Origin of the sequence: Cupriavidus sp. HMR-1 (assembly GCF_000319775.1) — a bacterium.
Lineage (GTDB): Bacteria > Pseudomonadota > Gammaproteobacteria > Burkholderiales > Burkholderiaceae > Cupriavidus > Cupriavidus metallidurans.
In genome coordinates this window covers 59,424-85,613 of the sequence record NZ_ANKP01000028.1, presented here as the reverse complement: position 1 = coordinate 85,613, position 26,190 = coordinate 59,424, and the positions used below count along the sequence as shown (strand labels likewise).

Here is a 26,190-nt window from a genome sequence, read left to right as displayed (position 1 = left end):
GCCACGGCGAGCGACACGGACGGGACCCCATCGGCGCGCATGCGCACGAGGCGGGCGCGGTTGCCGGTCGAGTCCTTCGGCGCCCGGCGGTTGTTCTCCGCGGCGCCGATGTCGATCCCCTTGGACACCTGCAAGTCACGACGGAGACGCTTCCAGAACTCGTTCGCTTCCACCGGGTGGCGACCGTTGTCCGCGCAGAAGTCGCGGTACGCGCGGTAGACCACCACCTTGTCCGCCCACTGATGCGGGTAGGCCGGGTCTTGACCGGCGTCCACCACGTCCGCCCATTCCAGCGCGGTGTCGTTTGACTTGCGCAGGGATACTTTGTGCGAACGGACCTCCTCGGGCAGCTCGTCCTCGCTCATGAAACGGCCGCGCTTGGTCAGCGCGATGAGGCCGGCCAGCAGCCAGTCCAGCGCGATCGCCATCTCGTCAGGATCCTCGGTGATCAGGCGGTCGAGGTCCGGGATCTGGTCCTCGGCGCGTATCGTCTGGGTGAACGGCACGTTGGCGATGCGGCGCAGGAACCCGTGGGACATGTCCGAGAAGCCCATGGCTTCGTTCATGGCCAGCACCCACGAGGCGCGCGGCTTCACCGTCAGGGGCACGCGGTTCTTGCGGTTCACCGACACCGGGTCACGGGCGACCCACGCTTTGAACAGGTTCTCGTTGATCGGGCGCTTACGCGGGGGCGCTTCCGACACCGTGACCAGCGTGGCGTGGACCAGCGGCTCGGTGTTGAACTCCCCGTCCAGACGCGACAGGTCGAACGCTACTGGGTTGGCATGGAAGGCCGACAGGATCTGCAGGCACAAGCTTTTCCCGTTGGCACCGGTACCTTCGAGAATGATCGCCTTCTGGACGTTCATCGTGGAGAGCGTCGACCCGAAGCACTCGGCAAGGTAGTCGCGCATCGCCGGGCTCGGCTGGACCTGCATGATGAAGCGGCCGAAGCGGCTGTCCGGGGGCAATGGGAGCAGGCCATACGTGCCGTCCGCACCGACGCGCTTCCAGTCGATGGACGCGTTGATGGCGTGCGTGACGCCGAAATGCGGGGCCGGCTTGTGGGCCGTCACCACGCCGGACGGGAGCACTTCGAGCAGACCGTCCCGCAACGGCACGAGCACGCCGGTCCACTTCGGCGGCACGGGCAGGGGCTTGTGGCCGGCCAGACGCGTAATGGCGGTCTCAACCATCGAGCGGGCCTTGCTCGCGCTGTACTTCGCGGGTTCCAGCTTTTGGAGCTGGCGGAGCGCGTCTTGTTCGAGTGCGACGTCACGCTGGGCTTCCCAGAACACGCCGTTCCAGCGGAACAGTTCCGGGACTTCGCCGCTACCCACGGCCAGATTCGAGTCCTTCGCCAGACGGTCGGCGTAATACAGCTCGACCGATTCCTTCACCTTGCGGGTGCCCGTCGACTTCACCCCGTTCTTCGGTTGGTAAGCAGCCATCGTTGTTCCTTCGTTTGCGACATCGTTCTGCGGCGCGGCTTTTAACTTCGGGGCCCAGCAGCGCTGCACAGGACGGATGATCGCCCTCGGTCCGTCCATGGCTGAGTCGCAGCACGAACCTCGACCGCGTGGCGTTGCGACTCACCGCCCATAGGGGCGGTGCCTGGTCCGAGGCGGTCCAGGGGGCGACCGTGCGAGTCCTTGCCTGGCCACTAGGCTTGGACCGCGCCGTGGCTCGCAGGCCCGGTGAGGCAAGACTCGGAGGGGCACGGCCCAGGCGGTCCAGGCTGTCCTGGTTCAATCGGCGACGTTCGGCCGTACAGCCAGTTGGGGCACCGCTCATCGGCGGGAAAGGTAACGCCGTCCCATAGACGGGAACCTTCCCCGGGGAGAGGATCAGGATCCTCGTTGAACCCATTCGGTATTGCCTGGACCGGTTGGACCGAACCTCGGTGAGCGCCGTGGGACGGTCCCCACGGGTTGTCCAGGCATCACTAAAAGACCTGGCCATGCCTGGGCCAGAGGCCGGGCAAGGCCTGCATTGACGGTTCCCGAAAATCCTCACAGTCGACTGAAAAACTAGCCGTGCCACGGCACGGGCTCCCCTTGTCCGCGCGCTCGCCGCGCGGCGTTCCGTCTCCCCAGCAGCGGCGCTGCCGACGTCCCCGTTTTCCCGTTCCCATCCTTCCCCGCGACCCTGCCTCGGGCCCGGAGTCCGTCAAGGCGCACCAGACCGTGTTGCTGCGCGGCCCGCACCTTCTGGCGCTCGAATCCTTGACCATCCCCTGGACCTTGGCCACCCCCATCGCGGGACGAGAACTCAGGAAAACGGCGGCAACGACGCGAGGCATGCAGGCTCGACGGAACAACCTCAACGGCCAGGTCAAAAGCGGGCCTCAAAGCTCGGAGCCGGTCAGCTCAACGGCACCACCACCAGGAGAAGGTCATGTTTCACAGCTTCAGTTATCGCGGTCACACCGTTCACATCGCGATTCCGGATCGCAGCAGCGTCGAGGAAATCAAGGTCCAGCTCCACCACGCTGACGGCGGGTTCGACCAGGTGCCGTGCAAGACCCTGCTGGGCGCCAAGCGCAGGATCACGCGGCACATCCGGGATCAGGGTAAGCCTGACCAGCCCGCCGGCGCGCACTGATCCGTGCCATGGCCACGGGGGAGGCGTTCATCGGGCGGTGGGCGTTCCCCATCGACCTGATATTTGGGGGAGGTGCGCGGAGTTGCATTTTGTGTCATTCAATGATCTGATGTGTTGTGTTCTGCCGTGGGTACCCGTAAACTCCCGTCCAGAATCAGAGCAAGAGCAGCACGAAGCACCGGGGCAACCCATTCAGCATCGCCATCGCGCAATCGCGGCCATCGCAATCGGCACCGCGGCTTGTCGACGATCAGAGATCAGCGCCTCGACCCGGGGCGGGCGGACGAAGGACGGTCTGTTTCAGCTCGTCGCGATCACGGGCTGGCTGGTTCGGCTGGAGCCGAAACCAGGGCGTGCCATAGCACATGCTCGCGATGGGCCGATGGACGAATAAAACTACGAGGGACCAAACATGAAACGGACCACGCGTCGCGGCACCTCCGCGGCCGGCCTCACGCTCCTCGCCCTGACGCTCGCCGGATGTGGCGGCGGTGGTGGGGGCAGCGGCAGCAGCTCAACGGGCACGACGTCAACCACCACCAGCAACGGGGCGGCCCTGTTGGCGGCGTACACCCCGCCCGCGTCCATCGTAGCGGACGTGCAGGCCAACTACACAGGCCCGGCGTTCAGCACGTACAACAGCGGGCTGTCGTCGAACTGCGCGAACGCCTCGAAGGTCAGCAGCACGGTGATCGTTACGCCCAACGCGGCGGTGTTTTCTGCTGGCGCCAGCCTGAAAGCGCAGGAACTCGCCGCAGACCTGCTGGAACAAGCGATCCCCCAGATCCGCACGGCCCTAGGCCTGTCGTCGTCAGGCGTTGCGTTCGACGGGACCAATCGGATCCAACTCTGCGTGGACCCGACGATGGGCCAGAGCGCCAGCGAGGTTGGCACAAGCGTCGTGGGGCAGACCGGCACCGGCGTGGGTCCCGTGATGCAGGTGATGAGCGCCGATGCCGTGTCGTTCGACCAGCGCTACCCGGAGGCGATCAGCTACACCGCGCCCGTGGGCCAGTCCTACGCCGACCTTTTCGTGCATGAGGGAACGCATGCGGCCATTTACTCGCTCACCGAGCCTTTCCTGGGCCCCGAGACGTTCTACCAGGAGGGCATGGCCACGTCGCTCAGTCACCTCCCGCTGGGCTCCAAGACGAGCATCCTCGCGGCCGTGCAGGCGTCGGACCTCCTGAGCACCTCAAACACGAACACGGACATGGGCGCGGCGTATTCGGTCTACGAGGCCACGATCCAGTACGTGACCAGTTCGGCCAGCGGCGGGCTCGGCAACCAGATGACCAGCATGCCGGCGTTCTTGGCCACGTTCAAGACCAAGGCAGAGGCGGCGTGTGCCCAAGCGATCCCCAACGGGCTGATCCCGGCGGCGTGGCAGACGGTGGGCCTACCGGCCGGCCAATACAACGCGTGCGCATCAGGACCGGGCGTGATTGACCCGAGGCTGACGGCGGCATTCGACAGCGCCTGGAACGCGACGTTCAAGGACACCGGGGGCGGATCGCTTTTCCTGCATTCCGCCGATTCGGCCAACAGCCTCGAATCGACCTTGTACCAACGCTTGAACGGCTTTTTGCAGTGACCGGCTGACGCGGGGCGATGGCGTGCGTGGGCGCGCTGCCGGCTCGCGGGGAACAATCAACAAGCAAGAACAAGAGGCAAAACGATGAAGCACCACGTGTTGCCCGTCGCGACGGCGACGGTATTGTGCGGCCTGCTGGCCGCGTGCGCGAACGGCGGACCGGACGTGAATGGCTTGGTCCAGAAAGCCAACAGCACAGTAGAGAACGCGATCCACAGCGTGACTGGGAGCAGCGGTACCGGCGGGGGCGAGGTCAACAACGCGGCCGGTCCGCTCTACACCCCGATCTCCGGCGGCAGCAGCTTGCAGGGACTCTTCGCCGGGCAGAACCAGCAGCTTGCCAACTACGGCAAGATTGCCTACCCCCGGGTGGCGCTGGAATACCTGACGTTCGGCGCGAGCCAGTCCTGCTGGAAGGTGCGGGCGACGATTTGGACCAACGCAAAGCACTCCCACGATGAAACCTTCCAGATGTGCGACGTGCCGATCGCGGTGCGGGACGCCGTGGGCCAAATGGGCCAGCTCAACGCGCAGGGGATCATCGACAAGATCGACGAGACGCGGGCCCCGCTCAACGTGCCGAACACGGGCGACCAACGCACCCGCGGTCCATTACCTCCGTTGCGCGCCATGAGCGTCCCACTAGCGAACACCGGGCCGATGTTCCAAGCCAACCCGTTGCAGGTGCGCCTGGACGCGATCAACGCGCGGATCGCCTACGTGGCCAAGTACGTCCCGCTCGGCGACACGAGCGCCATGAGCGTGGTCAGCTCGGCGTTCTACGACTACCGCGTGTGGATCTGGCGTTTCGACCCGGCGGGCAACCGCGGCTGATCGTAGGCCGTCCGGCCCACCCTGCACCAGTAGAAAGGACACGAGCATGAGCAGCTTCCAGGAACAGATCGACCAGGCGATCAAGGCCCAGGACCTCTACTTCATCGGGGACCAGTTGCCGTCGGACTGGTACGCCGGTTTCAAGGCCTGGCTCCCCCTGGCGGAGGGCGGTGACGTGCGGGCCATGGTCAACGTGGGCCACTGCTACGTGAACGGCGAGGGCGTGGACCGCAGCGTCACCACCGGGCTGGATTGGTACCGACGTGCGGCGAACCAGGGCGACGCCCGGGCAATGTTCACGCTCTACCGCCAGTTGAAGGGGAGCGCGCCGGTCGAGGCCGAGGGTTTCCTGCAACTCGCGGCGTCCGCGGGAGAGGAGCGAGCGATCCAGGCGGTGAAGGCACGCATCGCGGAGCAGCAGCGCCAGGCGCAGCAGGAGGAAGCGGAGGAACGGGAACGCGCTGCGATCCAGCGGGCGACCACCGCGTACCAGGAGATCAAGGTGCTGCTGGACCGCCGGGATCTGGCGGGCGCACGGCAGCGGGCGGAAACGGCGGTGCAGGACGGGTTCGCCTGGGCGGGGCAGATCATCGCGGCCCTGGCGTTGCAGATCGAGGTGACGCGCACCAGCCAAAAGGAGTACATCCCGGGCCCGATGGTCATCCGTGACGGGACATCGCGCCACACGGGGACGTCGTACCGCACGTACACCCACAGCGGCACGGTGACCAACCCGACGAGCTACGGGGTGCACGCCAACATCGGCGGTTTGGGTATGGGCTACGGGATGGTGCCCGCCAACGGCTCGGTGAAAGCGTCCTCGGTGCCGGTGCGCCAGATCGCGAGCGACTGGTGCTCGAAGGTCGACGTCATGATCACCGACAAGGTGGTGAAGTCGCTGGCGCCGAACGGCGTGGTGGCCGTGCCGATCGGCCCGGACCAGGTGACGGTGACGAGCGGCGACCCGCTGCCCTGGAAGGTCATCGCCTGGGGCGTGGGGATCGTGGTCGTGCTGCTCGGGCTGGTGGTGCTCCACTGACCGCTCACGTGCGGCCGGGCACCAGGCGGTCGACGAGGGCACCCAAGGCATGGCTTAAGGTGGCACCCTCTCAGGTGTAGGACCGTACCGCGCACGTAGGCCCTCGGATCGCGCGGTGTGTGTTTTGACGGCCCCGCGCGGGGCCGCTTTTTCGTTCAGTCGCGGTCAGCGGCGCGGGCGGCGAGGGTGCCCAGCAGCACGGCGACGATGGCCGCTCCGGCCGCGATCCCGATCGCCTTCAGCATCGTCTTCACCGCGCTTACGTTTCCCTGTTGCCTGGCATTCTCCGACACGTGCTGTTTCTCGGTCCCCTGCACGAACCCGAACTTGGCACGGTCCGGCAGCGCCTCGACCATGCGATCGACCAGTTCGGTGAGCTGCCACCGGCGGGTGGCCGACACGGTGCAGACCTCGGCGTTGGGCAGGTTGAAGAGGGCGCCCACGTCCGAGCGCTTCTGCTCGATGTTGGCGAGCTGCACGGGGCCCGGGCGGCGCTCGTCGCGGATCCAGTCGTCGGTCGGTTCGAGCTTGTCGCACTGGTTGACCACCACCAGGAACGGCGTGGCGTTGCGCCCGATCTCGGGCTCCACGATGCTCTGGTAATACGCCTTGTCGGCGGCCAGGGCCCGGTCGTCGGCCTTCACCACCCACAGCACGAGGTCCAGCTCGGGCAGCACGCTTTTGTACAGCGCGCTGTATTCTGCGTCACGCGCGGCGCTTTCGCCCAGGCCCGGCAGGTCCACGAGGAACACCCCGGAAAGGTCACCCTGCATCTCGAGCAGGACCTGCTGCGGTTGACGGGTGCATGCCGACACGTCGCTGACTTCGGCCACGTCGTGCCCGAACAGCGCGTTGAACAGGGCGGACTTGCCCACGCCCGTCTTGCCCAGTACGCCGATGCGAGGAACGTAGCCCAGCGTTTCCTTGATTTTCTCGACAGTCTCCTTCGTGACCTCGACGCCGTGCTTGCGCAGCACGTCGCCGAAGAGCTTTACCAGGTTGGGATCAATGGCCATGGCTCGTGGTCTCCTGCGGGTGATTGTTTGGGGTTGTGGTTGGGGAGCGCCGGTGGTCTGGCGGCCCCTACGGGGTCAGCGGTCGAACGCTTCGATCATACGGCGCTGGGCGTCGACGATCGCGAGGGTGTTGCCCGGGTGCCAGTCGGCGATCGAGTACGGCAGGTTGAAATACGGGTAGCGGCCGAACATGAAACGGGCGAGCGGCGGCAGCGGCCGGTCCGCCCACGGGTTTTCGAGCAGCACGACGTCCTCGTGGAACACGAACAGGACGGCCGACAGGCGGCTCTTCTTCTTGCCGTCGAGGCGAAAGCGGCCGTCGTGGCCCATGCGCTTCGGGGCGGACGGGTCCTCGAACACGGGCGCACCCTTCCAGCCGTAGACCCCGTACCACATGGCGCCGCTGCACAGCCCACGTCCGTGAAACCCACGGATGAGCGGGGACGTCTGGTGCGGCTTCAGCATTTGCGCGGCGATGGGGCCGCCGAAGTGGATGAAGTCGGCGATGAGCACGCACGGTCGGTCGGGGGCCACCTGGGTCTCGTCCGGCTTCATCGAGCAAACCTTGCTGATGAGGTTGGCCTGGACGCTGTCGCCTTCCTTCGTCGGGTCCGGTCGACCGCCCGGGGTCAGCTCGGTCACGGCCATACGGAGGGTCCGCTTGCCCACCGTCGCTTCCGAGCGTTCGATCCCGTACGGGTGCTCACCGTCGGGCGTGTTGGCCGCGGCCATCAGCTTGTCCTGTTGCTTGTCCTGGTGCTTCGAGAACACCTCGACCGTCACCGGCCCGTCGCCGGCGTCCACGGTGAAGTCAGGCGTTGCGTCGCTCGCCCGGATGATCGGCGTGACGTCGAATCCTGCTTCGAGCAGGCCGCCGTACGCGCGGATCTCCGCCAGGGCCGACGACGCACCGCTGTCGTCCTGGAGGTTAAGCAGGCGGTCGCGGAGATCCTTCAACCACGTTTCACCGCCGGTCTCCTCGGCGATGGCCGGCACCGCCAGGCGGACCAGGATGTCGACCGGGCGCGGTTCCCTCGAGCACAGGGCGAACCACGTGGGGTGGCGCGTGCCGATGGATTGAAGCGGGGCCTTGTCGATGCCCTCGATCTCCTGGGGGGTGAACAGGTCGGACAGGCTAGCGATGGTGGGCGTGGTGGTGCTCATGCGACGGGATCCTTCAGCGGACGGGTGGACGGGCAAGCGATCGATTGTACGGGGACCGAACGACGATTGCTTGACATCGGGAGGCGTTGACATGTCGCCCGTTCAGCCCGAGGCGGGGCGGCAAACGGCTGCCACCTGGCGACCGTTTCGACGCGTCCGAATCGGGATCACCAACCGCGCGGCGGGAGCCAGTCCCGGGAGTGCTCGTTCAGGAACCGGCGGGTCCGGTAAAACGAGCGCAGGGTGGTGTTCGGCAGCGCCACCCCACGTTCCTGGGCGACGCGCAACGCCAGGTCCCGCATCTTGGCGGTCGGCGCACGCGGTCCGAAGATGAAGAACGGGTGACGCAGGAACCGCAAGGCGACCAGATCGGTCCGGGCCTCGTGGCTGAACGGTGCGCGCAGCAGGGCCCGGCCCAGACCGAAGATCGCGGTCATGATCCAGAGCCAGGCCAGGAACAGGAAGGACACGCCGATCGCGCCGGCGATCAGGGCAAGGACGATTTCAAGGCCGACCACGGTTCTCCTCCTGTTGGTCTGTTGGCGGTGTTCGGACCAACTTAGCGGGTCATGGGGCGAAGTCAATCCCGTGCCCAGGCACGGCTCGACCGCTTGACGGACCTGCACGACCTGCTAGGTCTCGGACATCGGCCCACGTTGAGAGGCCGGCCACGAGGAGGCGACCTGCGATGCGGCTGTTCAAACCCATGGCCCTGGCCACCACGCTCGGGATCTGCGCGCTGACCGGGGGCGGGGACGCCAACGGCAGCACCGGCTTCACCCTTCCGACGTCCCTGGCGGCCGTACGCCAGGACGCGACGGCGGTGTGCGACCGGATCCCGGGCGAAGCGGGGCAGGCAGGCCTGCCGGCGTTGGGCGCGCTCTCGAACGGCTGCTACGACGCGGTGGCGTTCGTGAACACCAAGCTCGACGCGGTGCTGGGCGACGGCGGGTCGGCGCTGATCGTCCCGGACGACGGCGGACCGATCTTGCTGCGCGTGGCGACCATGACCGAGGGCATCGGGGCCCGGGTTCGCAACGCGCGGTAAGGCGCGCACCGTGGAGCGACCAGGCGGCCATCAGGGCCGCCTGTTGCGTTATGCTGCTGGTCCGCTCGACCGCACCATCGCACCGTATGCCCATCCAACCCGAACGTCATCCACCCCTGGACCTTCAACCGAACACGGTGCTTTACCGCGGCGTCAACCGGGGCATGCACGACAACGGCCGGGGCTTGCGCCCGCGAAACCCGGACAAGCCGTTCGAGAAGCACGTGTACTTCGACGGCACGTGGAAGCTGGACGGCTCGATCAACTTCGGCACACCGCACGGGCAGGCGGTGCACGCGCACCAGTGGGACAGCGAGGGCTTCAACGGCCCGGCGCTTTCGTTCACCACGATCGAGAAGGTCGCGCGGCGCTTCGCCACCACCGACGGGCTGGAGGACGGCGTGGTGTACGCGGTGACGGTGGCCGAGCTGGAAGCGGCGGGATGCCGCCTCCAAGATCCCAGGGTCTACACCTCGGGACTGCAGAACCCCGACGAGCACGAGGTGATCGTGGTCCCACCGACCGGCGGTGAGCTGAGCCTCGACCGGGTGCGGGTGACCGAGGTGGTGGCGTAGGCTTGGGCAATCGGTAGGGCTCGGGCGCGTGAAACCCCGCCTCCGGCGGCTTGGGCACCATCCCCGGCGAGCACCTGCGGTGACCTTGCCGGGCTCGAGGGCGAATCCCCGACGGCGCCGAAGGCTGGGGCGGGGCGAACAAGGAAAGACCGAGGTGGGCCTGCATTTCTAATGGCTCGGTTCGCACGCTCGCGCATTTTCAATGGCGCACCTCCGGACGGTTTGCACATCCGGTACGGTTCACCCCCTCCACCAGACTGTGCCAGGGCACGGCGATTTGCATCCGGGCATCCCATTCGGTTCGCCCTCACCAGCAGGAAAACATCCCATTCGGTTCGCCCCCTGGTGCCGGCCCCGCTTCGTGCCGAAGGCAGGGTTTCGGGGCGCGCGGGTTCCGGGGTTGAGTGCGCGGGCCGATAGGCCCCCCCAGGCTTTTGACGTTCCCGGAGGGGACCGGTTGAACCTTGCACCGGAGGTGATGGCAAAACGTTGTGTTCTTCGTTTGGTGGGGTTCGGGTGAACCGCCCCAAAGGCGGGTTCACCTAGGAACCCCCTCCGCAGATTTTCTCTAGAGTTTTACCGTACATCCCTTGGTACAGGGGGTGCGCGCCCCTGCCGGGGCGCACCCCTGTAATAGCCTGTAGAAACATGTACGGCGGGCCGTCCCTTGCTGGGCGGGCGTTTCCAGGCGATCGGCAGATTTCATCAACAGGGGTGCCCGATCTCATCAACAGAGGTACCCGATTTCATCAACAGGGGGTGACGTCCGCGCTCGTCCGCAAAACCCGATTTCATCAACAGGGGTACGTCAGTGCAACGAGCGAAAAAAATCGCAAAAAGTCCCTCAAATATGACCGCGTTATTTGCCAAGTCCATCGCCTGGAGTTTTACTGGATCATGACCTTCGCAATGGAGAGAGTGATGACCCTGACGACCAACCGCTTCCGACCGCACGCCGTGTCGTGCTGGGTGGACACCCCGACGATCGCACCGATCACGGGGTGCGCAGAAGACCACGCCCTCCCGCTCGGAACGGTGGTCCGCGTGGTCGCGGCAGGTGTCCTGGCGAACGACGAGCTGCGGAAGCTGGTGATCGACGAGGCACAAACCGCGCGGCGTCTGTCCGCCGATGGGCGTACCCAGATTGGTGCGATGGTGGACGACGACACCCAGAACGCGTTCAACACCATCGGTCAACAGACCGGGGTGTCACGTGCGAAGGTCGTGCGCGCGGCCCTGGTGGTCGGCGCAAAGCACCTCGCGGATTTTTCCCGTGATCTCCAAGTCGAACGGCAAACGCGAGACACAGCCCACGAACGCAGCCGCGACCGAATGATCACGTTGTTCCAACGCCTTCAGGGTGAGGTGACGGCATGAGCACGGGCAGCGTTTTTCCCCATCCGAAGGCCGACGCCGGCACCCCCGCCAAGGCAGCGGCACCCAAGAAGCGCAGGGCGACGCGCGGCAACATCGTTCCCGCAACCCCCATCGTTGTAAGCGGTGAGGTCGTCCACGGAGGCGCGATGGGCCCTGTGCAGCAGTGGCCGGCGACCCCCTCAGACATCATTTACTACCCGAACGCATTCTCGCGCAGCGCGGTCTTCGGCGGCACGCGCACCGTGCGCGCGAAACCTCAGCAGGATGATTCGGACGAGCGGGGCATGAAGGTCGTTGGCAAGATCGTCGAGTTCAAGGCCCCGATCCCGTCGACGTCGCAATACGAGATCTACTACCGCGGCGAAGTCCTCAACCAGCAGGACGCCGAGGTGTGGATGATGGTGCTGGCCACGGCACGACGGGCCGGGCTCGCTGGCGAGCAGATCGAGTTCTCGCTCAACGAGTGGTGCCGGGCCCTCGGGCGGCCGGACAACGACACGTTCGCGAACCAGGCCATCCTGGCATCGCTCGAACGGCTGAAGACGGCGACGCTGAAAATCTACAACCGAAACACGCGCCGCAGGGACTGGATCAGCATGATCGTCCACATGTCGCAGCTCGACGGGCGCTACACCTTCACGATCGACCATCGCATCGCGGCCATGTGCTTCGACGACTGCACCCAGATCGACGTCGTGCGCAAGAGCGTCCTGAAATCGCAGATTTCCAAATGGCTGCACGATTTTTTCAGCACGACGAGCAACACCTTCACCTGGAAGCTCTCGATGCTGCGGGAACTGAGCGGCTGTACGCACATGGAGCCGGGCAAGTTCCGCGCGGCGCTCCGGGAGGCGGTCGGGGAGCTGAAGAACATCAAGGGCAAGGACGGCACGGAGTTCGCCCCCGTGTTTGCGCCGGAGACCCAGATCGAATCGCAGATCCGGGACGGCAAGGCGTGCGAGGTCCTGGTGGTGGTCAAGGCGACCAACTCCCTGGTGCTCGCGCCGCGAAAGGGCTCCGAGATGCTGGACATGCTGACGGCGACCGCGATGCAGACGACGGGCGAGCCCAGTGCGCCGGTTGCACCTAAGGCCGTGAGCGTAGACCCGGTTCCGACGGCGACCGTCACCCCGTTGCCGCCCCCGCGTCGCCAGGCACCGCGCAAGACCAGCAAGCAGGCGGGGGACGACTTCGTGCCGATCTGGGATCGCGACGTCGATCCCACGGACACCCGGTCGTCGGAGGAGCGCAAGCTGGCCTGGATCCGAAACCGCGACCGGGAGGAGGCGAGCTACTACGCTCCCGCGCGGTGAGCGTTCGGCCCGGTTGGCACCACTGCTCGTTCACCGTCCCGGCATCACCCTGTACCGCGCGTGCACGTGCGGGCGTTCGGCCGGCAGGTTGTAGCACCAGACCTGCGGCTCCCCCTCGGCACCCTGGCGCTCCCGCACCATGCGGTTGAACATCCGCCCCACCTTGCGCCGCCACCCATGAGGCAGGGATGACCAGAGGACCGCGTGGTGCGGGTCCCGCCGGCAGAGCTGGCGCAGGGTCCCGTCCAGGTGGTCGAGCCGCGCAAGCAGCCCGGCGAGCAGCACGCGGGCGATGGCGGCAGGGGTGGGGTCGAGGTCGAGCAGGGTGGTGGTCATCGGGTTCTCCGGGATCGTTGATCGGACGCCACCCGCGCGATCGCGTGATGGCTCTACATATAGTGAAAAACCGCCCCTAACTCACACCGATTTCCCGGACTGTTACAAAAAAGTCCGCCGCGCCCCCAGGCCAACCTTCCGTCCTGCACCACCACCCGACCTCCTGATTTGACAAGCCTGTCGTACCTGCTACCGGTACGTACCCGTGCCCTGGCACAGCTTGGAGGAGGCTTGTCGTGCGTCTTTGGATCTTTGAAAAACCGTCCATGGCCATGGCCGTGATCCCCCACCTGCCGAAGCCGCACACGCGGCACCAGGGGTACGTCGAGACGGGCGACGGCTACGTGTCCTGGCTGGCCGGCCACGTGATGGAGCAGGTGCAGCCGGGCGACTACGACGAGCGCTGGGGCAAGTTCCCCTGGGCGTTCGAGGACCTGCCGATCATTCCGAAGGACTGGAAGCTCAAGGTCTCGGAGGACAAGAAAGACCAGGTCAAGATCATCGAGACGCTGCTGAAAAAGTGCACCTCGATCGTGAACGGCGGGGACGCCGACCGCGAGGGCCAGCTCCTGGTCGACGAGGTGCTGCTGCACTTCGGAAACACCAAGCCGGTGGCGCGGATCCACCTGAGCGCGATGGACCCGACCAGCGTCAAGAAGGCGATCGCCTCGCTCGAGGACAACGCCACCTTCCGTCCGCTGTACGAGGCGGGCCTGGGCCGGCAGCGCGCCGACTGGCTGGTTGGCATGAACATGTCCCGGGCCTACACCATCCTGGCGAAGAAGCAGAACTACCCCGGCGTGCTGTCGGTCGGGCGCGTGCAATCGCCCACGCTCGCCCTGGTGGTCAAGCGCGACCGCGAGATCGACGGGTTCGTCCCGAAGGACTTCTGGACCGTCGAAGCGCAGTTCGCCGACCCGGGCCAGCCGGCGTTGCCGTTCTGGTCGCGCTGGCTCCCGCCGGGCCTGTCGCTCGAATCCGCGGAGAAGCAGGCGGACGTCGACGCGAAGGGCGAGGCCGACGATGACGAGGAGGGCGACGAGATCGAGAGCGAGGGCGGCACCGTCACCGGTCAGCGCCCGGCCTGGCTGGACGAGCAGAACCGCATCGTCAACAAGGCGGTGGCGGACCAGATCGCGGCGAAGGTGCAGGCCGCCGGCCAGGGCACCGTCACGCGCTACGTGAACAAGCCGGCGGAGGAGCAGCCCCCGCTGCCGTTCGAGCTGACCGGTCTGCAGACCGCGCTGAACGGCAAGTACGGCTACTCGGCCAAGGAGGTGCTCGACACCTGCCAGGAGCTGTACCTCCAGGGGCACACCACCTACCCGCGCTCGGACTGCCCGTACCTGCCCGTTTCGCAGCACGCGGAAGCCCCGGACGTGCTGGACGCGATCGCGCGGGGCGCCCCGCACCTGGCCACCCTGGCGGCCAACGCCAACGTGACAATCCGTTCGCGGGTGTGGAACGACAGCAAGGTGACCGAGCACCACGCGCTGATCCCGACGCGCCAGGCCCCGGACTGGTCGACCATGACCGTGATCAAGCGCCGCACGTACGAGATGATCGCGCAGCGCTACCTGGCCCAGCTCTACTCGAACTGCCAGGTGGACAAGGCCAAGGTCGAGGTGTCGATCGCGGGCGAGCGTTTCGCGGCCAGCGGTCGCGTGGTGAAGGACCCGGGCTGGCGCGTGGTGTTCCAGGGCGAGGCCCAGGCCACCGACGCGAAGAAGGCGAAGGACGCCACCCCGACCCTGCCGGTGCTGACCGAGCAGGGCCCGGTGAATCGCCTGGCGGTGAAGGTGGACGCGAAGCGCACCACGCCCCCGCCGCGCTACACCGAGGGCTCGCTGCTGACGGCGATGAAGCACGTCCACCGCACCGTCACGGACCCGGTGGAGCGCAAGAAGCTCAAGTCCCTGGACGGCATCGGCCGGTCGGCGACCCGCGCCGGGATCATCGAAACGATCATCAAGCGCGGCTTCGTGGACGTGAAGGGCAAGCAGCTCGTGGCCACCGTGGTCGGCAAGATCCTGGTAGACGCGTTGCCGGCCAAGCTCACGGACCCGGGCATGACCGCCCGGTGGGAGGCCCTGCTCGACGCGATCGCGAAGAAGCAGATCCCGCTGCACGCGTTCATGGCGAAGCAGGAGGAGGCCATCGGCGAGCTGGTGGCCGCGGCGCGCGTCTCGACCCTGCCGACCATCCCGCCCGACGCGATGCCGGCGCGCAAGCCGTACACCGGATCGTCCACCCCGCGGCCGGCACCGGACGGCGCGAAGAAGTGCCCGAAGTGCAAGAAGGGCTACCTGGTCCCCCGGACGGTGAAGAACGGTCCGAAGGCCGGGCAGACCTTCCACGGGTGCAACAACTACCCGGAGTGCAAGCACAGCGTCTGGCCGAAGTAGGGCTGACCGGTTCGCGATGCACTGTCGCCCGAACAACAAAACGCCCACTGCGGTTGGCGTTTCGCGTGGCGGCGGCTCGGCCGCGGTCAGTCCTCCGACTCGATCGGCTCCCACGTGATGGTCAACACCGGGCGCTCACCGTCGGCGTCCTTCACCGTGATCGTGTACTCCTCGGCAGTCAGGCGCTCGACCAGCGGCTCAACGAACTCTTGGCTGTTCCGCGGCAACCGGTAGGTGGTGCTGTTGGCACCGACGTTGGACTGGTCCCTGATGTCCAGCTTGATCGACTGGAACAGGTCGAGGAACTCCTGGTTCTTGCGCCCTTGCTCGGCGCGTGCTCTCGAATCGTTTGCGTCTTCGTCAAACATTGGTCGGTCTCCTGGTGGATGGTCGGCGCGATCTCGTATCGCGGTTTCGAGACATGGGGGCGGCCCGCCGCGTTGCAAGGTCGACCCGCAAAAAGTTGCTGGAAACGCGCAACTTCTTGCCGAAGGCCCTGGCCCGCAGGCACGGTGTTCGTGCGGGGCGTGAGCCCCGGGTTTGAACGGGCCATGGCACGGCTGCGGAACCCCCGCAGCCCCAGCAGCGCATCGGCGCAGCTGGACCCCTGACCCCGTACATCCAGGGCACCGCGGCGCCGGCCGCGGGGTGGTGCGTTCAACCGTGACGCCGTGCTTCCCGCATCCCCGTTTTCGATTCACCGCTGGGTGGCCCGCCCACTTCCTCGACGTGTAGCTCAACCACGCCCCTGATGGGGGCAAGGCACCGCTGCGCGCATTGTCCTCTCCCGTTCCCGTCCCTTCGGTCCGCGCATGCGGCATCCGGCAACGGCCTGGCCCCCGGGGCGGGTCTCGCTCTCCCCACGACGAGGCGGCTCCACTGAGCAGTGAAACGAAACCCAACGGGGAGGGCAGGGAAATGGTCCACGGCGTCGAACGCACCACCAACAGCCACACCGCGGCGTTCCCCCGCACCCCCGAGGCTCACCACCGAGCAGATAGCACCACCAACACCACCACGAAGGAGAGCAAGACGATGAGCAAAGCAACGATCGACGCGGCCACCCTGGGCCAGTTCACGGGCACGGAAAACTACTACCGGCTGGGCCCGGTCCTGCGCGACGCGCTCGCGACGGACGGAGTCCACTACCTCATGACCAACGGCCTGGCCTGGCTGGTCACCGACGCCGTGGCGGTGTGCGTGCTGCGCGCCGAACACGACGGCTTTTTCATGATCGAGTTCACCCCGCGTGAGGATGGTTCGGGCGAGCTGGTCATCGGCGACGGCAACGGCACGGTGATCCACCGTCAGGAGTATCGCAGCCATTCGTACAACCTGACCAAGCCCCTGCGCCTGTTCGCGGAATGGGGCGAGGTCGAGAAGCCCCAATGGGTCATTTTGCTGGCCAGCGAGCACTGATCGCCCCACGCCCCGGACGCTACGGTTTCCGGGGCTCCCACCCGACACGACACCAGGAACACCATGAACCTCATCACCATCAGCACGGGCGACCTGATGGGCCCGGCCCTCGACTGGGCGGTGGCCAAGGCCATCAACGCACCGTTCACCACCGGACCGTTTTCCACAGACTGGGCGCTGGGCGGCCCGATCCTCGAATCGCACGGCGTCGGCTACTTCCGCAACGGCAAGCGGGTGTACGCCGACGACGCGAAGCGCTGGGAGGCCAACCGCATCGTCAACCTCGACGACGCGCCGATCCTGCGCCACGGCTACCGCGCCCTGGGCCCGACCCCGCTGGTCGCCGGCTTGCGCTGCCTGGTGCGCAGCAAGCTGGGCGAAACGGTCGACGTCCCGGTCAACCTGGTGGCGGCCTGAGCCATGGCGAAATCGACCTTTCAAAGTCGCGGGATGATCGGCGGTGTGTTCACGTGCGGGATCTGCGGCCGGCGCACGCGCTGGTTCTGCGTGAGGCAAAGCGCCAGGCGGCCTGATCCAGGTCGGCACGGGGGAGGGTCCCCGTGCGCCGACGCGGCGCCTGTCCAGCGCCCACCTTCGCTGTGGGCGTTTTCTTTGGGGCGTGCCCTGGCACCCTTCGGGCAACACCTCGCCGGAGGCGAAAACGGCACGCAACCCCGCCCGGCAGGCCTGCGGCCCACGGCCGGGCAACCCCGTACACCGTGAGGCAGCAACCCACCGCGGCGTGGTTCGCCACGGCCGTGCTGGTCGAGGCGCGTTGGTGCGTGGTCCCGTTCCCGTTCCCGTTCGTTGGTGCTGCTCCGTGTCGCCTTAACCCGACGTGTAGGACCGATTCGACCACCGTTCAGGGCAAGGGGTTCGCTTCGCGCTTCCTCTCCCGGTCTTCTCCTCCTGGCGTCGTCGAAGCGTGCGGCATCCGGTGAGCCCCCTGGCCCTTGTGGTCGTTCGGTCCTGTTCCCCGTCCAGGCGATGACGGCAGCAGGCAAACCCAACCGAACGGAGAGCAAGCCATGACCACGAACCAACCGACCAGCACGAACGGCAACAACGAAACCGCGCAGTTCCTCGCACCCCAGGCTCCAACGACTGCAGGTATGACCACCACCGGCGACTACTTCGCCCAGCCCTACAACACGATGGCTGCAGGCTTCTACTTCTCGGACTACGAGGAATACACGGCCAAAGCCGAGGCGCTGCGCGACCCGTTCGGTTCCCCGGTGGAGGAGTTCGAGATTCAGGCGATCGACCTGGACCGGGCGCAATCGGAGCTTTTCGAGGCCTTGAAGATCGATCAATCGACCCTGGAACGCTGGTTCGATGAGGTGGTCGACCTCGACGCGCGCGAAATGGCGGCGGTGTTCTTCCTGGTGGACAACAGCGGGTACGACCTCGACAGCGCGATGGACAAGAAGGACGACGTCTCGCTGCACCACGGCGACCTGCTGGACGCGGCCACGGAGCTGTTCGACGAGTGCTACGGTTCGTCGATCCCGGACAACCTCAAGTCCTATATCGATTACGAAGCCTTCGCCCGGGACTGTCGTTGCGGCGACATGGTGGAGTTCGACTTCGGTGGCACGACCTACACCTGCACCAGCGCGAACCACTGCTGACCACCGGCCCGGGGCACCATCCCCCGGGCGATGCGTTTTGGATCGTCGGGGCAGTTGCAGGGCACACCTCGACGCGCGGGCATCCTGCGGGACCCCACGCCGAAGGCTCAGGGCTCGGAGGGGTCACTAGGCCCCCGGCCGGTTTTAAGGGGTGATGGGGTCGCCCCATTACTTCGTGACGTCTTGCCCGTCGGCACGGACCGCTGGCACACTCACACAACGACAACCATCTTGGATCAGGCATGATCAACGACAACGCAGACGACGCGGGCGCCACCGTTGAGGGGAAGTTGGGCGACGTTTGGGAGGACACGCTCATCATCGCGTTTCGGGACCTCCAATGGCGGCAGTGGCTCTCCGACCTCAAAGAGGCCAGGGAGCGTGGGGACGAAAAAAAAATTGCCGAGTTGGAGGTGTTGGGCCCAGATGATTTGCACAAGCTCGATGGCAATGCAGAATCCCTCTTTGGGGATGTCCTGACCAAGCGCGAGGGTCGGTACTTCGTGCTGGAGTTCAAAAGCGCACGTTCGGAACACAAGGCCGAACATACCAAGACCATGTTCAACAAGGTGAGCGACTACTTGGTTGCGGCGGAGGAGTCGGAGCGGGCCCGGTTTATCGAACTGTCCAAGCCGTGCCATTTTGGGGTCTTCGGAACACGGATCGTAAGGGGTGAGGCGAGCCGCCCGACCCTCCAGCAGAATGTCGCAGGGCCATCAACGCCAGCGATCCCGAACGCACCGCGCATGGGCAACCTGGCCATCGAAGCGCATGAATATCTCGACTGGATTCACGTTCGTAACCGTGCGTGGCTGGCCCTTGCGCCGGATGCGTTGGAAAAGGAGTCTGAGCGGCGCAAACGGTATGTGGCAGCCCTCAAAGCCGTTGTGGACGGGAATATGAGCCCCTCCCTCAACGCGGCGATGAAAGACATCACGGATACGATCTATTCACCGGATCGGCGCGCCCTGTCGTCGCTCATGTGGGGCAAAGAAGTTGAGCAGTCCGGCGCGGACGCGGAGGGGTACATAAAGTATCTGACACTGCTGACGTCCGTGGTGGGCGGCGATCCCAAAACTCCCATCACGCTCCTGGCGGTCGTCGGAACGACGATTTATTACTGGACGACCTCAGTGGCCTACCTGACCCACACGCTGAACTACTGGGAGCAGATTTCTAAGCAAGTCCCTGAGCAAGCCGCCGCGCAACGTGTGGCCGCCCAGGGTGGGCACACAACCGCGGTCGACGAACCCGCGAAGGGCGTTCATACAGGTACGATGAAGGCGGGCGGCAAGGTCTGACCACGTGACTTGACGGGCCTTAAAAACCCGCTAGGTTGGGATCTCGCACTCCCCACGCGAGATCCCCCATGAAGACCCGCCTCATCAACCTAGACGCCACGCTGCGGCTCGTGCGCCGCGCGCTGCGAGAGACCTTTCCCCGCCACACCATCGACGCGTCGCCGACCCCCACCGGGCGGTGCGGAATCCACGTCACGTGGAGCGACGGCCCGACCGCAGAGCAGGTGCAGCGGGTCCTCGCCCCGTTCGGCCTGGGCGGCCACAACGACGTGCATTGGCACAGCTTGAACGGCTCGCCGGTCACGTTCCAGCCGTTCATCCACGTACTGCGCTCGACCACCGGGGAACCGGTCGACCCGGTGGCGCCGCAACCGTCGGCGACGCTGGCCAACATCACGACCTTTAACGAGTACCCGGCCTGGGCCGCGCACCTGCGCGAGCTGGACGTGCTGCGCCGGAGCAAACGGCTGCTGCGCCGGCTGGAAGGGCAGAGCGCCTTCGCGGCGACTTGACTCGCCTGCAAAACCTGCTTGACTGGGTCCTGCATCGCGAGAGCGGTGCCTTTGCCACTCGCCACGGGAGACCCAACGACCATGACCATCGGACCGCTCGCCCGCACCACCCAGCCCACCCCGAAGGGCACCTCGGCGACCCGGGACGACGCGTTGCGCGGCATGCTCGTGCGCAGCGAGGCCGCAACGTTCCTGGGGTGCAGCCTCTACGCCGTGGACCGGCTTTGCCGTCGGCACGGCGTTCAGCGGATCCGCAGCCCGCGCGGCTACCTCTACGTGGACCGCGCCGGGCTGCAGACGATCAGGGACACGCTCGACACCATCGAGAGCAGAACCCTGTTCGACGAGCGCGAGGCGGCGGAACGCCTGGGCCTGTCCCGGGCCACCGTCCGAACACTGGTGCACCGGGGCGAGCTGAAACCGGCGCAGCTGGTCCGGCGGGCGCGGTACTTCCACCCGCGTGACCTCGACGACGTGGACGCCCGGCTGCACCGTGAGGGCTACGTGAGCGCCATCCGGGCGGGCGAGCACCTGGGGGTGACGCGTCAGCGGCTGTCCCAGCTCGTGCTCGTGGGGCGACTGAACCCGTACGTCGATCCGCGGGGGCATCGGCAGTTCGAGGTGGCGGAGCTGGACGCCTACCGCCGCGAGCACCCGATGCAGGTCCACCGATCCGTCGCCACCGTTTGACGTGAGGCCGTGTCCTGGCACGGCTTCATAGGATGCAGAAACTTGCCATCAGCACCGAAGTACGAGAGCTTGATCCGACCAGCCCCGCACCCGCAGGGCCTTCAACACCGACAGGAGGAAGAGACCCATGGAGCAGTTCGGCCGCAACCCCGAGGCCCTCGACGAGGACCGTTTCAACGACCCGGCCGACCGTTCGGAACCGGCGCTGGGGTTCACCCCGGACACGTTCGGCAAGACCGGCACGGCGAAGGGCGGTAAGGCCCACGCGGCAGCGCTCCCCGACGTCGAGGACGTGGACCTGAGCAAGCCCCTGACCCCGACGCACGACGAGAACAAGGGGTTCATGCGTTTCATGCCAGCCTTAATCAAATCCATGAACCGCAAGGGCGTTCCGTTCAACATCGACGGGGCGTCGGGCGAGATCACGATCAAGGGCTTCTACAAGAACGGGGCGATGACGCTCGAGATCGCGTCGAACGACGACATCGTGGCGATCGACAAGAACGGCAAGCGCAAGGTGCTCAAGTCGTTCGACACGCTGGTGAAGCTGAACTACGACTGGTGGCGGCGCTCGACCGGCCGGGGCGAACTGCTCAGCCCGGACCGTCCGTGGCTGGACGAGTTCCTCGACAAGGGCTGGGTGAAGCGCCAGGTCATTTTCGTCCCGCGGGACGAGCAGGGCCCAGGCGACGACGCGGAGTAAGCCCACCCTCGGCCCCACCGGCAAACGGTCGCGCAAGCGGCCGTTTTTCGTATCCGGGTGCAGCGGGCCGGGGGTGTTCACTGGATCCCCGTAGAATCGTGGGCATCCGTTCCACCGCCACCCGCGCCATGATCATCGACGAGACCAAGACCACATCATTCCAGGGCATCTGCACCGTAATCCTTCGCGAGCTTCGAGTCGAGCGAGGCATGCGCCAGGCCATTCTGGCGGATCAGTGCGGGGAGTCCCCATCAGAGTGGGAAAAGCGAGAAGCGGGGAAGGGCAAGCTTAACTTCGAAACCCTCTTGCGCGCCTGCCGAGCGCTCAACGTGTTGCCGTCCGAGCTGATGCAGTGCGCGGAACGCTACCGGTGGGCCCTCGACCAGCGGGGCTGGTCCGTGGTGCTGTCGGAGATCGGCGGCGACGACACACTGCTGGACCTGGCACCCAAGTATTGGACATCGCCCGGCTACCGGTCGTGGACGTCCGGCATGTGGGTTGGCCTGCCCATCTTCAAAACACCCTGGTGGATGGACAACGTCACCGTGCCGGGCTGGTATGGTCTCGCGGCGGTTTTCGAGTTCGCGGACAACGAGCGTTACCGGGAGTCGCAGCTCGACGAAGAGCGCAATCGCCCGTTCGTGGGCCCTGTTGACCCTGAAAGCTTCTGATATGCAGTTCATCCCCGACGCGCCGTGCACATTAGCGCCCCCCAGGCGATCGCCCAGCGCCGGGCGCAACGAAGTGCCGATTGTTTCCTCTGCCGGATGACAGGACCCATGACAACGACGAGCTTTTACGCCGGGTTCACCGGCTTGCAGTTGCCGCCGGAGATGGACGAGCTTGATCTCGGCCAAGGGCTTGTCCTCCGGCGTACGTATGCCCACCTGATGAGCACGTACATGATGGCGTTCCAGCCGCCTGAAGCGCCGGGGAAGCATCACCCCGCGCCGTGGAAGGGGACGACACGCCACGACGGGTTCGATATCCACACGGAGTTGGTGATCCCGGCTGGATACAAGCCGTCGGGGCAACTCACAGCCTTCGAGGTGGCGCGAACGATCACCAGCGTTCTGCGGCTCTTCGTCGATCCGACCATCCGCTTTTTGGTGCAATCGACACACTCGCTTTCAGAGGTTGCGACGATCCCGGACCGTGAGATCGCGATCACCCCGGTCGAATCGACGAAGCAATACATTCAGCTGGCCCTGGTGAGCGATGGAAACGCACCGGCTCGGCTGGCGTGGGTGCGGGACCACTGGCAAAACGCAGTCGAACTGATGGCGTCCCACGCCGATTTCCGTCTCGCTATGGAAGCCTTCGAACTGTCCACGTTTGTCCCGCACCACGCCCTCACGCTTGTCTCATTGTGGGGTGCGCTCGAGGCGTTGTTTTCCCCGTCGACCTCGGAACTCCGGTTCCGCGTTTCGGTATTGATCGCGTCGTACGTTCACCCCCCGGGCGAGGGGCGTCTCGCTCTTCAACGCGAGATCTTCGACCTTTACGACAAACGGTCAGCTGCGGCGCATGGCAAGCCGAAGCACGACACCACGCACCTCGTTCAGACGTTCAACATCCTCCAGCGCGTTCTGGTCCGCATGATTGAGGAGAATGCGGTGCCAAGCAAAACGGCGCTCAACCAGATGCTGCTTGGCACCCCGTAAGACGCCGCACCCTCTGGGGGACGCGTGCTTGTCGGCCTCGTGAGCTTCTGAAGCTTGAGCCGAGCCGATGGCGGTCCCTCGGGGGTGATGTTCGCTGACCGCTGCGTTTTGACCGCACAGCTACACCACGGGCGGAATCGCAACGCTGCGCTGGTCTTCAGGGTGCGCATGGGCTACCGTACGTACAGCAGGACCACACGACAGGAGACCACCCATGCTCACCGCGCGTTTTCTCCCCGCTGCTCTGCTCGCGGTTGGTTTGGTGGCCAGCCCGTTGAGTTGGGCGCAGCCGATCAACACCACGAACATCGGCCCCGAGCTGTACGTCCCCAAGGTGCGCTCGCGCAACGGCCAGCCGCCGCTGGCCCATTGCCGTCAGATCAACCAGGAGGTGAACGGGCACATGGTCTCGCGCCGGCAGTGCATCACTCCGGCGTCGATCCCGCCGGACCGCGAGAGGTCCTGACAGATGGCAGCCACAGAGCAACATCCCCTGCATTGACCGGGCAGTTTGCATTGGGTGCGGCAATGCCCGTTGCTTGTCGGGTGATCGGTACAAGCCGAACCGGCCGACGCCGCGCTGCGATTTGGACACACGCGACTCGATGGTAACCTCGTGAATCTCTGCGCTTGCAAACTTTCGAAGCGCGCAACACGGCGGGCCTGTGAGGCCGCTGACCGCATATGAAAAGACTGGGATGAAGGTGTTTCTTGATGATGAGCGGGCAGCTCCCGATGGTTGGGAACGGGTCTACTGGCCCGACGAGGCCATTCAGTTGCTGGCGAGCGGGGCAGTCGAGGAAATCAGCCTCGACCATGACCTTGGCGACGACACGCGCGGAACCGGGTACGACGTCATTCTCTGGATCGAGGAGGCTGTCGCACTACGGGGATTCTGCCCGCCAAAAATCACAGTGCATTCTGCTAACTCATCGGCTGGCGATAAAATGCGCGCCGGCGTCCTTACCATTGAACGCCTCGCCAAGCGCAACACCCGTTAATGCCCCACCATGAGTTTCCTCGACCGCTCGTACGATCACCTCTTTGAATCCAGAACGTCGCTGCCCTGGTGGCCGTGGGTCGGCAGGCAGTTCGCGGCGTCCGCCGTAAAGACGATGGTTGTGGGCGAGAGTATCTACGAATGGGAGGGCGAGGACCGGGAGGTTTTTCAAAAGCGCTACGCGCGTACGACCGGCCTTCGGGAGACGCACGAGCGGCACGCCCTGCGTTTCAGGCGCAACTCGCCTTACGTGCGCAACATTGAACGCGCCATTTTTGCCACGTCTCGGCCCAAGGATGAGCAAAAGCTCAACCTTTGGACGTCGGTCGCCTACCACAACCTCGTGCTCGAACCGCTGCGCGACATCGAACATCGTCCTACGCAAGGACAGTTCCGCAATGGATGGTCAGAAGTTCTTGACCTCTGCGAGCTGCTCTCCGTGGAGCAACTCCTGGTCTACGGCGTGGGCTCGGTCAACGCGCTGCAAGAGGTCGCCCGGGGCAGAGGCGTCTCGTGCCGCATCGGGAAAGGGCAGAAAGTCGGGCGCTGTGCTGCGAGACGGGGGTTGATTGACACGAGCGACGCTCAAATCAAACTGCTCTTCATCCGACATCCGAGCGAGTTTTTCAGCTGGAAGCGCTGGGGACGCGTGATACGCGAGAACCTAGCGGTCCAGTTCGGCGACCCGGGCGGCGAAGGTGGTCTCAAAGGGTAACTGCGTCGAATGCCGACGGGGCGATCGCAGCTTACTTTTTGAGGCACCCGCCGGGCTTCCCGCAATGCGAGGCGATGAAGTCGGCCAGGCTGCGGGCCTGCTGAGCCTGGATGGTCCCCGGGGCCTTGCGCTCGACCTCGGTGGCCATCTGATCGGCACCGGTGAGGATCTTCGCGCGCTCGGCGTCGAGCTGGGCCTGGGGCACCACCTGCGGCGGCGTCGGGAAGGGCACCGGGACCGGGGGCTCGACCACCACGTTGGCGGGCGCGGGCTTCGGAAGCAGCGAGTTCAGTACCACCACCCCGCCCACGCACACGACCGTGATGGCCAGGACAACCCCGAGGATCTTGGAACGCCGGATCCGCTCCTCGCGGGGGAGCAGCTTCATCGGCGGGAACCAGAAAAAGAAAAACACGATGGACCTCCCCTTGTTATGGGCACGCGCGGGTGCGTTACTCACAGCTTAAGCGGGTACGGCCCGACGTCAAGTACAAGCCGTGCCACGGTCCATCTTACGTGTCATTCCTGGGCGGTACGTATGTAGGTTGACGGGGCGACGGAAGCTGCTAGTTCTGGACGTGCGCGGCGATCACAGTTCCCGCGTCCGATCAACCCACACCAGAGGCACAGTCCCATGACGAAGGCGACGCAGGACCAACCCGCCGCGGCCCGACGGCTGACCACCGCGGAGGCGGCGCTGCTGCTTGGTCGCAGCCCGGAAAACGTCCTCCACATGGGCATGACCGGACGTCTGGCCCGGGAGCGCGGCGAGCGGCGGAGCTGGACCTACGCCGAAGCGGACGTCCTGGCGTTGAAGGCGACCCTGGCCGATCCGGAGGGGCGGATGACGACTGCGGCGTGCGCGCGGCACCTCGGGCTGTCGGTCAAGACTGTCCTGCGTCTGGCACGGCTCGGCACGATCCCATCGATCCCGGGGAGGAAGGGTCCCGGTGGCGGTCGTACCTTCAAACGGGGCGACGTCGAGCGGTACGCGGCGAAGCAGCACGCGTTTATGCGCATGGACGTCCTCGCGCAGAACCAGCACGACCGGCGCGAGCTGGAACGTCTGATCGCTGGGCAGCAGCCCGTCCCGCCGACCAGCGCTCCCGGCCAGCGCTTTGTCCTCCCAGACGTCATGCGCAACTGGCCCATCCTCGACGAGCGGGACCGCGCGCCTCGTCGGCCGGGGTATGAGGCGGAGGCTATCTGATCCACGTGAAGCCGTGCCCAGGCACGGCTTGCGTTCCCCT

29 protein-coding genes are annotated in these 26,190 nt (G+C 65.9%); 22 read left to right on the top strand and 7 right to left on the bottom strand.

The window, feature by feature from the left end; genetic code table 11:
* On the bottom strand, window positions 1–1,451 hold a 1,451-nt coding region (locus D769_RS03520), incomplete at its 3' end, for a DUF5906 domain-containing protein (RefSeq protein ID WP_008642155.1).
* A 946-nt stretch (window positions 1,452–2,397) separates the two neighbouring features.
* Here D769_RS03520 and D769_RS03515 point away from each other — a divergent pair.
* From D769_RS03515 to D769_RS30615, 4 genes are all read left to right on the top strand, one after another.
* Entirely contained in the window at window positions 2,398–2,604 is a 207-nt protein-coding gene (locus tag D769_RS03515; RefSeq protein WP_008642153.1) for a hypothetical protein, read from the top strand.
* A gap of 412 nt (window positions 2,605–3,016) precedes the next feature.
* Window positions 3,017–4,198: a hypothetical protein gene (locus D769_RS03510; RefSeq protein ID WP_008642150.1), complete on the top strand. Its 1,182-nt coding sequence runs from the start codon at window positions 3,017–3,019 to the stop codon at window positions 4,196–4,198.
* Window positions 4,199–4,282: 84 nt separating this feature from the next.
* Window positions 4,283–5,032, top strand: coding sequence for a hypothetical protein (locus D769_RS03505; RefSeq protein ID WP_008642148.1), 750 nt, complete (start codon window positions 4,283–4,285; stop codon window positions 5,030–5,032).
* A gap of 46 nt (window positions 5,033–5,078) precedes the next feature.
* Window positions 5,079–6,071, top strand: a complete 993-nt coding sequence (locus tag D769_RS30615; protein ID WP_008642144.1) for a tetratricopeptide repeat protein — start codon at window positions 5,079–5,081, stop codon at window positions 6,069–6,071.
* Window positions 6,072–6,226: 155 nt separating this feature from the next.
* Here the strand turns inward: D769_RS30615 and D769_RS03495 are convergent, their stop codons facing one another.
* The 3 genes from D769_RS03495 to D769_RS03485 form a co-directional block, all read right to left on the bottom strand.
* Window positions 6,227–7,087, bottom strand: a complete 861-nt coding sequence (locus D769_RS03495; RefSeq protein WP_008642143.1) for a GTPase — start codon at window positions 7,085–7,087, stop codon at window positions 6,227–6,229.
* 75 nt (window positions 7,088–7,162) lie between these two features.
* Entirely contained in the window at window positions 7,163–8,251 is a 1,089-nt protein-coding gene (locus tag D769_RS03490) for a hypothetical protein (protein ID WP_008642142.1), read from the bottom strand.
* A 167-nt stretch (window positions 8,252–8,418) separates the two neighbouring features.
* Window positions 8,419–8,769 (bottom strand): hypothetical protein, encoded by a 351-nt coding sequence (locus D769_RS03485; RefSeq protein ID WP_008642141.1) that lies wholly within the window; start codon window positions 8,767–8,769, stop codon window positions 8,419–8,421.
* Window positions 8,770–8,939: 170 nt separating this feature from the next.
* Between D769_RS03485 and D769_RS03480 the strand changes: the two genes are divergently transcribed.
* The 4 genes from D769_RS03480 to trfA all read left to right on the top strand — a co-directional run bounded on the left by D769_RS03480 (window position 8,940) and on the right by trfA (window position 12,564).
* Window positions 8,940–9,299, top strand: a complete 360-nt coding sequence (locus D769_RS03480) for a hypothetical protein (RefSeq protein ID WP_008642139.1) — start codon at window positions 8,940–8,942, stop codon at window positions 9,297–9,299.
* An 86-nt stretch (window positions 9,300–9,385) separates the two neighbouring features.
* Complete coding sequence (locus D769_RS03475) at window positions 9,386–9,874, top strand: hypothetical protein (protein ID WP_230973087.1); 489 nt, start codon at window positions 9,386–9,388, stop codon at window positions 9,872–9,874.
* 921 nt (window positions 9,875–10,795) lie between these two features.
* Window positions 10,796–11,251 carry a hypothetical protein gene (locus D769_RS03470; RefSeq protein WP_008642137.1) on the top strand — a complete coding sequence of 152 codons (456 nt, stop codon included), beginning with the start codon at window positions 10,796–10,798 and terminating at the stop codon, window positions 11,249–11,251.
* Window positions 11,248–12,564, top strand: coding sequence for a plasmid replication initiator TrfA (trfA, locus tag D769_RS03465; RefSeq protein WP_008642136.1), 1,317 nt, complete (start codon window positions 11,248–11,250; stop codon window positions 12,562–12,564). The genes D769_RS03470 and trfA overlap by 4 nt, the downstream gene beginning before the upstream one ends.
* A 30-nt stretch (window positions 12,565–12,594) precedes the next feature.
* Here trfA and D769_RS03460 read toward each other — a convergent pair whose 3' ends face one another.
* Window positions 12,595–12,900 carry a hypothetical protein gene (locus D769_RS03460; RefSeq protein ID WP_008642134.1) on the bottom strand — a complete coding sequence of 102 codons (306 nt, stop codon included), beginning with the start codon at window positions 12,898–12,900 and terminating at the stop codon, window positions 12,595–12,597.
* 236 nt (window positions 12,901–13,136) lie between these two features.
* Here D769_RS03460 and D769_RS03455 point away from each other — a divergent pair, with 236 nt between their 5' ends.
* Window positions 13,137–15,305, top strand: a complete 2,169-nt coding sequence (locus D769_RS03455) for a DNA topoisomerase 3 (RefSeq protein ID WP_081071336.1) — start codon at window positions 13,137–13,139, stop codon at window positions 15,303–15,305.
* Window positions 15,306–15,391: 86 nt separating this feature from the next.
* Here D769_RS03455 and D769_RS03450 read toward each other — a convergent pair whose 3' ends face one another.
* Window positions 15,392–15,673 (bottom strand): hypothetical protein, encoded by a 282-nt coding sequence (locus tag D769_RS03450; protein WP_008642131.1) that lies wholly within the window; start codon window positions 15,671–15,673, stop codon window positions 15,392–15,394.
* A gap of 550 nt (window positions 15,674–16,223) precedes the next feature.
* On the opposite strand from D769_RS03450, the gene D769_RS03445 reads away from it, so the two are divergent.
* The 12 genes from D769_RS03445 to D769_RS03390 all read left to right on the top strand — a co-directional run bounded on the left by D769_RS03445 (window position 16,224) and on the right by D769_RS03390 (window position 24,940).
* Window positions 16,224–16,724 (top strand): DUF6876 family protein, encoded by a 501-nt coding sequence (locus tag D769_RS03445; RefSeq protein ID WP_008642129.1) that lies wholly within the window; start codon window positions 16,224–16,226, stop codon window positions 16,722–16,724.
* A gap of 63 nt (window positions 16,725–16,787) precedes the next feature.
* The gene (locus D769_RS03440; RefSeq protein ID WP_008642128.1) at window positions 16,788–17,141 is read left to right on the top strand and encodes a phage protein NinX family protein; all 354 of its coding nucleotides are present in this window, start codon (window positions 16,788–16,790) and stop codon (window positions 17,139–17,141) included.
* A 611-nt stretch (window positions 17,142–17,752) separates the two neighbouring features.
* Window positions 17,753–18,355, top strand: coding sequence for an antirestriction protein ArdA (locus tag D769_RS30610; RefSeq protein ID WP_008642125.1), 603 nt, complete (start codon window positions 17,753–17,755; stop codon window positions 18,353–18,355).
* Between the two features lie 242 nt (window positions 18,356–18,597).
* Complete coding sequence (locus D769_RS03430; protein ID WP_008642123.1) at window positions 18,598–19,656, top strand: hypothetical protein; 1,059 nt, start codon at window positions 18,598–18,600, stop codon at window positions 19,654–19,656.
* Window positions 19,657–19,724: 68 nt separating this feature from the next.
* Window positions 19,725–20,168, top strand: a complete 444-nt coding sequence (locus D769_RS03425; RefSeq protein ID WP_008642121.1) for a hypothetical protein — start codon at window positions 19,725–19,727, stop codon at window positions 20,166–20,168.
* 81 nt (window positions 20,169–20,249) lie between these two features.
* Window positions 20,250–20,858, top strand: a complete 609-nt coding sequence (locus D769_RS03420) for a helix-turn-helix domain-containing protein (protein ID WP_008642119.1) — start codon at window positions 20,250–20,252, stop codon at window positions 20,856–20,858.
* A 127-nt stretch (window positions 20,859–20,985) separates the two neighbouring features.
* The gene (locus D769_RS03415; RefSeq protein ID WP_008642117.1) at window positions 20,986–21,561 is read left to right on the top strand and encodes a hypothetical protein; all 576 of its coding nucleotides are present in this window, start codon (window positions 20,986–20,988) and stop codon (window positions 21,559–21,561) included.
* Window positions 21,562–21,659: 98 nt separating this feature from the next.
* Window positions 21,660–22,232, top strand: a complete 573-nt coding sequence (locus tag D769_RS03410; protein WP_008642114.1) for a helix-turn-helix transcriptional regulator — start codon at window positions 21,660–21,662, stop codon at window positions 22,230–22,232.
* Between the two features lie 108 nt (window positions 22,233–22,340).
* A complete protein-coding gene (locus D769_RS03405; protein ID WP_008642112.1) occupies window positions 22,341–23,225 on the top strand; it encodes a hypothetical protein in 885 nt (294 codons plus the stop codon).
* Window positions 23,226–23,439: 214 nt separating this feature from the next.
* A complete protein-coding gene (locus D769_RS03400) occupies window positions 23,440–23,691 on the top strand; it encodes a hypothetical protein (RefSeq protein ID WP_008642106.1) in 252 nt (83 codons plus the stop codon).
* Window positions 23,692–23,923: 232 nt separating this feature from the next.
* Window positions 23,924–24,226 (top strand): cyclic-phosphate processing receiver domain-containing protein, encoded by a 303-nt coding sequence (locus D769_RS03395; protein WP_008642104.1) that lies wholly within the window; start codon window positions 23,924–23,926, stop codon window positions 24,224–24,226.
* A gap of 9 nt (window positions 24,227–24,235) precedes the next feature.
* Window positions 24,236–24,940 carry a hypothetical protein gene (locus D769_RS03390; protein WP_008642102.1) on the top strand — a complete coding sequence of 235 codons (705 nt, stop codon included), beginning with the start codon at window positions 24,236–24,238 and terminating at the stop codon, window positions 24,938–24,940.
* A gap of 31 nt (window positions 24,941–24,971) precedes the next feature.
* Here the strand turns inward: D769_RS03390 and D769_RS03385 are convergent, their stop codons facing one another.
* The gene (locus D769_RS03385; RefSeq protein ID WP_008642100.1) at window positions 24,972–25,355 is read right to left on the bottom strand and encodes a hypothetical protein; all 384 of its coding nucleotides are present in this window, start codon (window positions 25,353–25,355) and stop codon (window positions 24,972–24,974) included.
* Between the two features lie 219 nt (window positions 25,356–25,574).
* On the opposite strand from D769_RS03385, the gene D769_RS03380 reads away from it, so the two are divergent.
* Window positions 25,575–26,150 carry a helix-turn-helix domain-containing protein gene (locus D769_RS03380; protein ID WP_008642098.1) on the top strand — a complete coding sequence of 192 codons (576 nt, stop codon included), beginning with the start codon at window positions 25,575–25,577 and terminating at the stop codon, window positions 26,148–26,150.
* Window positions 26,151–26,190: the final 40 nt, after the last annotated feature.

Coding starts and splice junctions, on each gene's coding strand:
- D769_RS03515 (WP_008642153.1), top strand. CDS start 2,398: ATGTTTCACAGCTTCAGTTATCGCGGTCACACCGTTCACATCGCGATT.
- D769_RS03510 (WP_008642150.1), top strand. CDS start 3,017: ATGAAACGGACCACGCGTCGCGGCACCTCCGCGGCCGGCCTCACGCTC.
- D769_RS03505 (WP_008642148.1), top strand. CDS start 4,283: ATGAAGCACCACGTGTTGCCCGTCGCGACGGCGACGGTATTGTGCGGC.
- D769_RS30615 (WP_008642144.1), top strand. CDS start 5,079: ATGAGCAGCTTCCAGGAACAGATCGACCAGGCGATCAAGGCCCAGGAC.
- D769_RS03495 (WP_008642143.1), bottom strand. CDS start 7,087: ATGGCCATTGATCCCAACCTGGTAAAGCTCTTCGGCGACGTGCTGCGC.
- D769_RS03490 (WP_008642142.1), bottom strand. CDS start 8,251: ATGAGCACCACCACGCCCACCATCGCTAGCCTGTCCGACCTGTTCACC.
- D769_RS03480 (WP_008642139.1), top strand. CDS start 8,940: ATGCGGCTGTTCAAACCCATGGCCCTGGCCACCACGCTCGGGATCTGC.
- D769_RS03475 (WP_230973087.1), top strand. CDS start 9,386: ATGCCCATCCAACCCGAACGTCATCCACCCCTGGACCTTCAACCGAAC.
- D769_RS03470 (WP_008642137.1), top strand. CDS start 10,796: ATGACCCTGACGACCAACCGCTTCCGACCGCACGCCGTGTCGTGCTGG.
- trfA (WP_008642136.1), top strand. CDS start 11,248: ATGAGCACGGGCAGCGTTTTTCCCCATCCGAAGGCCGACGCCGGCACC.
- D769_RS03460 (WP_008642134.1), bottom strand. CDS start 12,900: ATGACCACCACCCTGCTCGACCTCGACCCCACCCCTGCCGCCATCGCC.
- D769_RS03450 (WP_008642131.1), bottom strand. CDS start 15,673: ATGTTTGACGAAGACGCAAACGATTCGAGAGCACGCGCCGAGCAAGGG.
- D769_RS03445 (WP_008642129.1), top strand. CDS start 16,224: ATGGTCCACGGCGTCGAACGCACCACCAACAGCCACACCGCGGCGTTC.
- D769_RS03440 (WP_008642128.1), top strand. CDS start 16,788: ATGAACCTCATCACCATCAGCACGGGCGACCTGATGGGCCCGGCCCTC.
- D769_RS30610 (WP_008642125.1), top strand. CDS start 17,753: ATGACCACGAACCAACCGACCAGCACGAACGGCAACAACGAAACCGCG.
- D769_RS03430 (WP_008642123.1), top strand. CDS start 18,598: ATGATCAACGACAACGCAGACGACGCGGGCGCCACCGTTGAGGGGAAG.
- D769_RS03425 (WP_008642121.1), top strand. CDS start 19,725: ATGAAGACCCGCCTCATCAACCTAGACGCCACGCTGCGGCTCGTGCGC.
- D769_RS03420 (WP_008642119.1), top strand. CDS start 20,250: ATGACCATCGGACCGCTCGCCCGCACCACCCAGCCCACCCCGAAGGGC.
- D769_RS03415 (WP_008642117.1), top strand. CDS start 20,986: ATGGAGCAGTTCGGCCGCAACCCCGAGGCCCTCGACGAGGACCGTTTC.
- D769_RS03405 (WP_008642112.1), top strand. CDS start 22,341: ATGACAACGACGAGCTTTTACGCCGGGTTCACCGGCTTGCAGTTGCCG.
- D769_RS03400 (WP_008642106.1), top strand. CDS start 23,440: ATGCTCACCGCGCGTTTTCTCCCCGCTGCTCTGCTCGCGGTTGGTTTG.
- D769_RS03395 (WP_008642104.1), top strand. CDS start 23,924: ATGAAGGTGTTTCTTGATGATGAGCGGGCAGCTCCCGATGGTTGGGAA.
- D769_RS03390 (WP_008642102.1), top strand. CDS start 24,236: ATGAGTTTCCTCGACCGCTCGTACGATCACCTCTTTGAATCCAGAACG.
- D769_RS03380 (WP_008642098.1), top strand. CDS start 25,575: ATGACGAAGGCGACGCAGGACCAACCCGCCGCGGCCCGACGGCTGACC.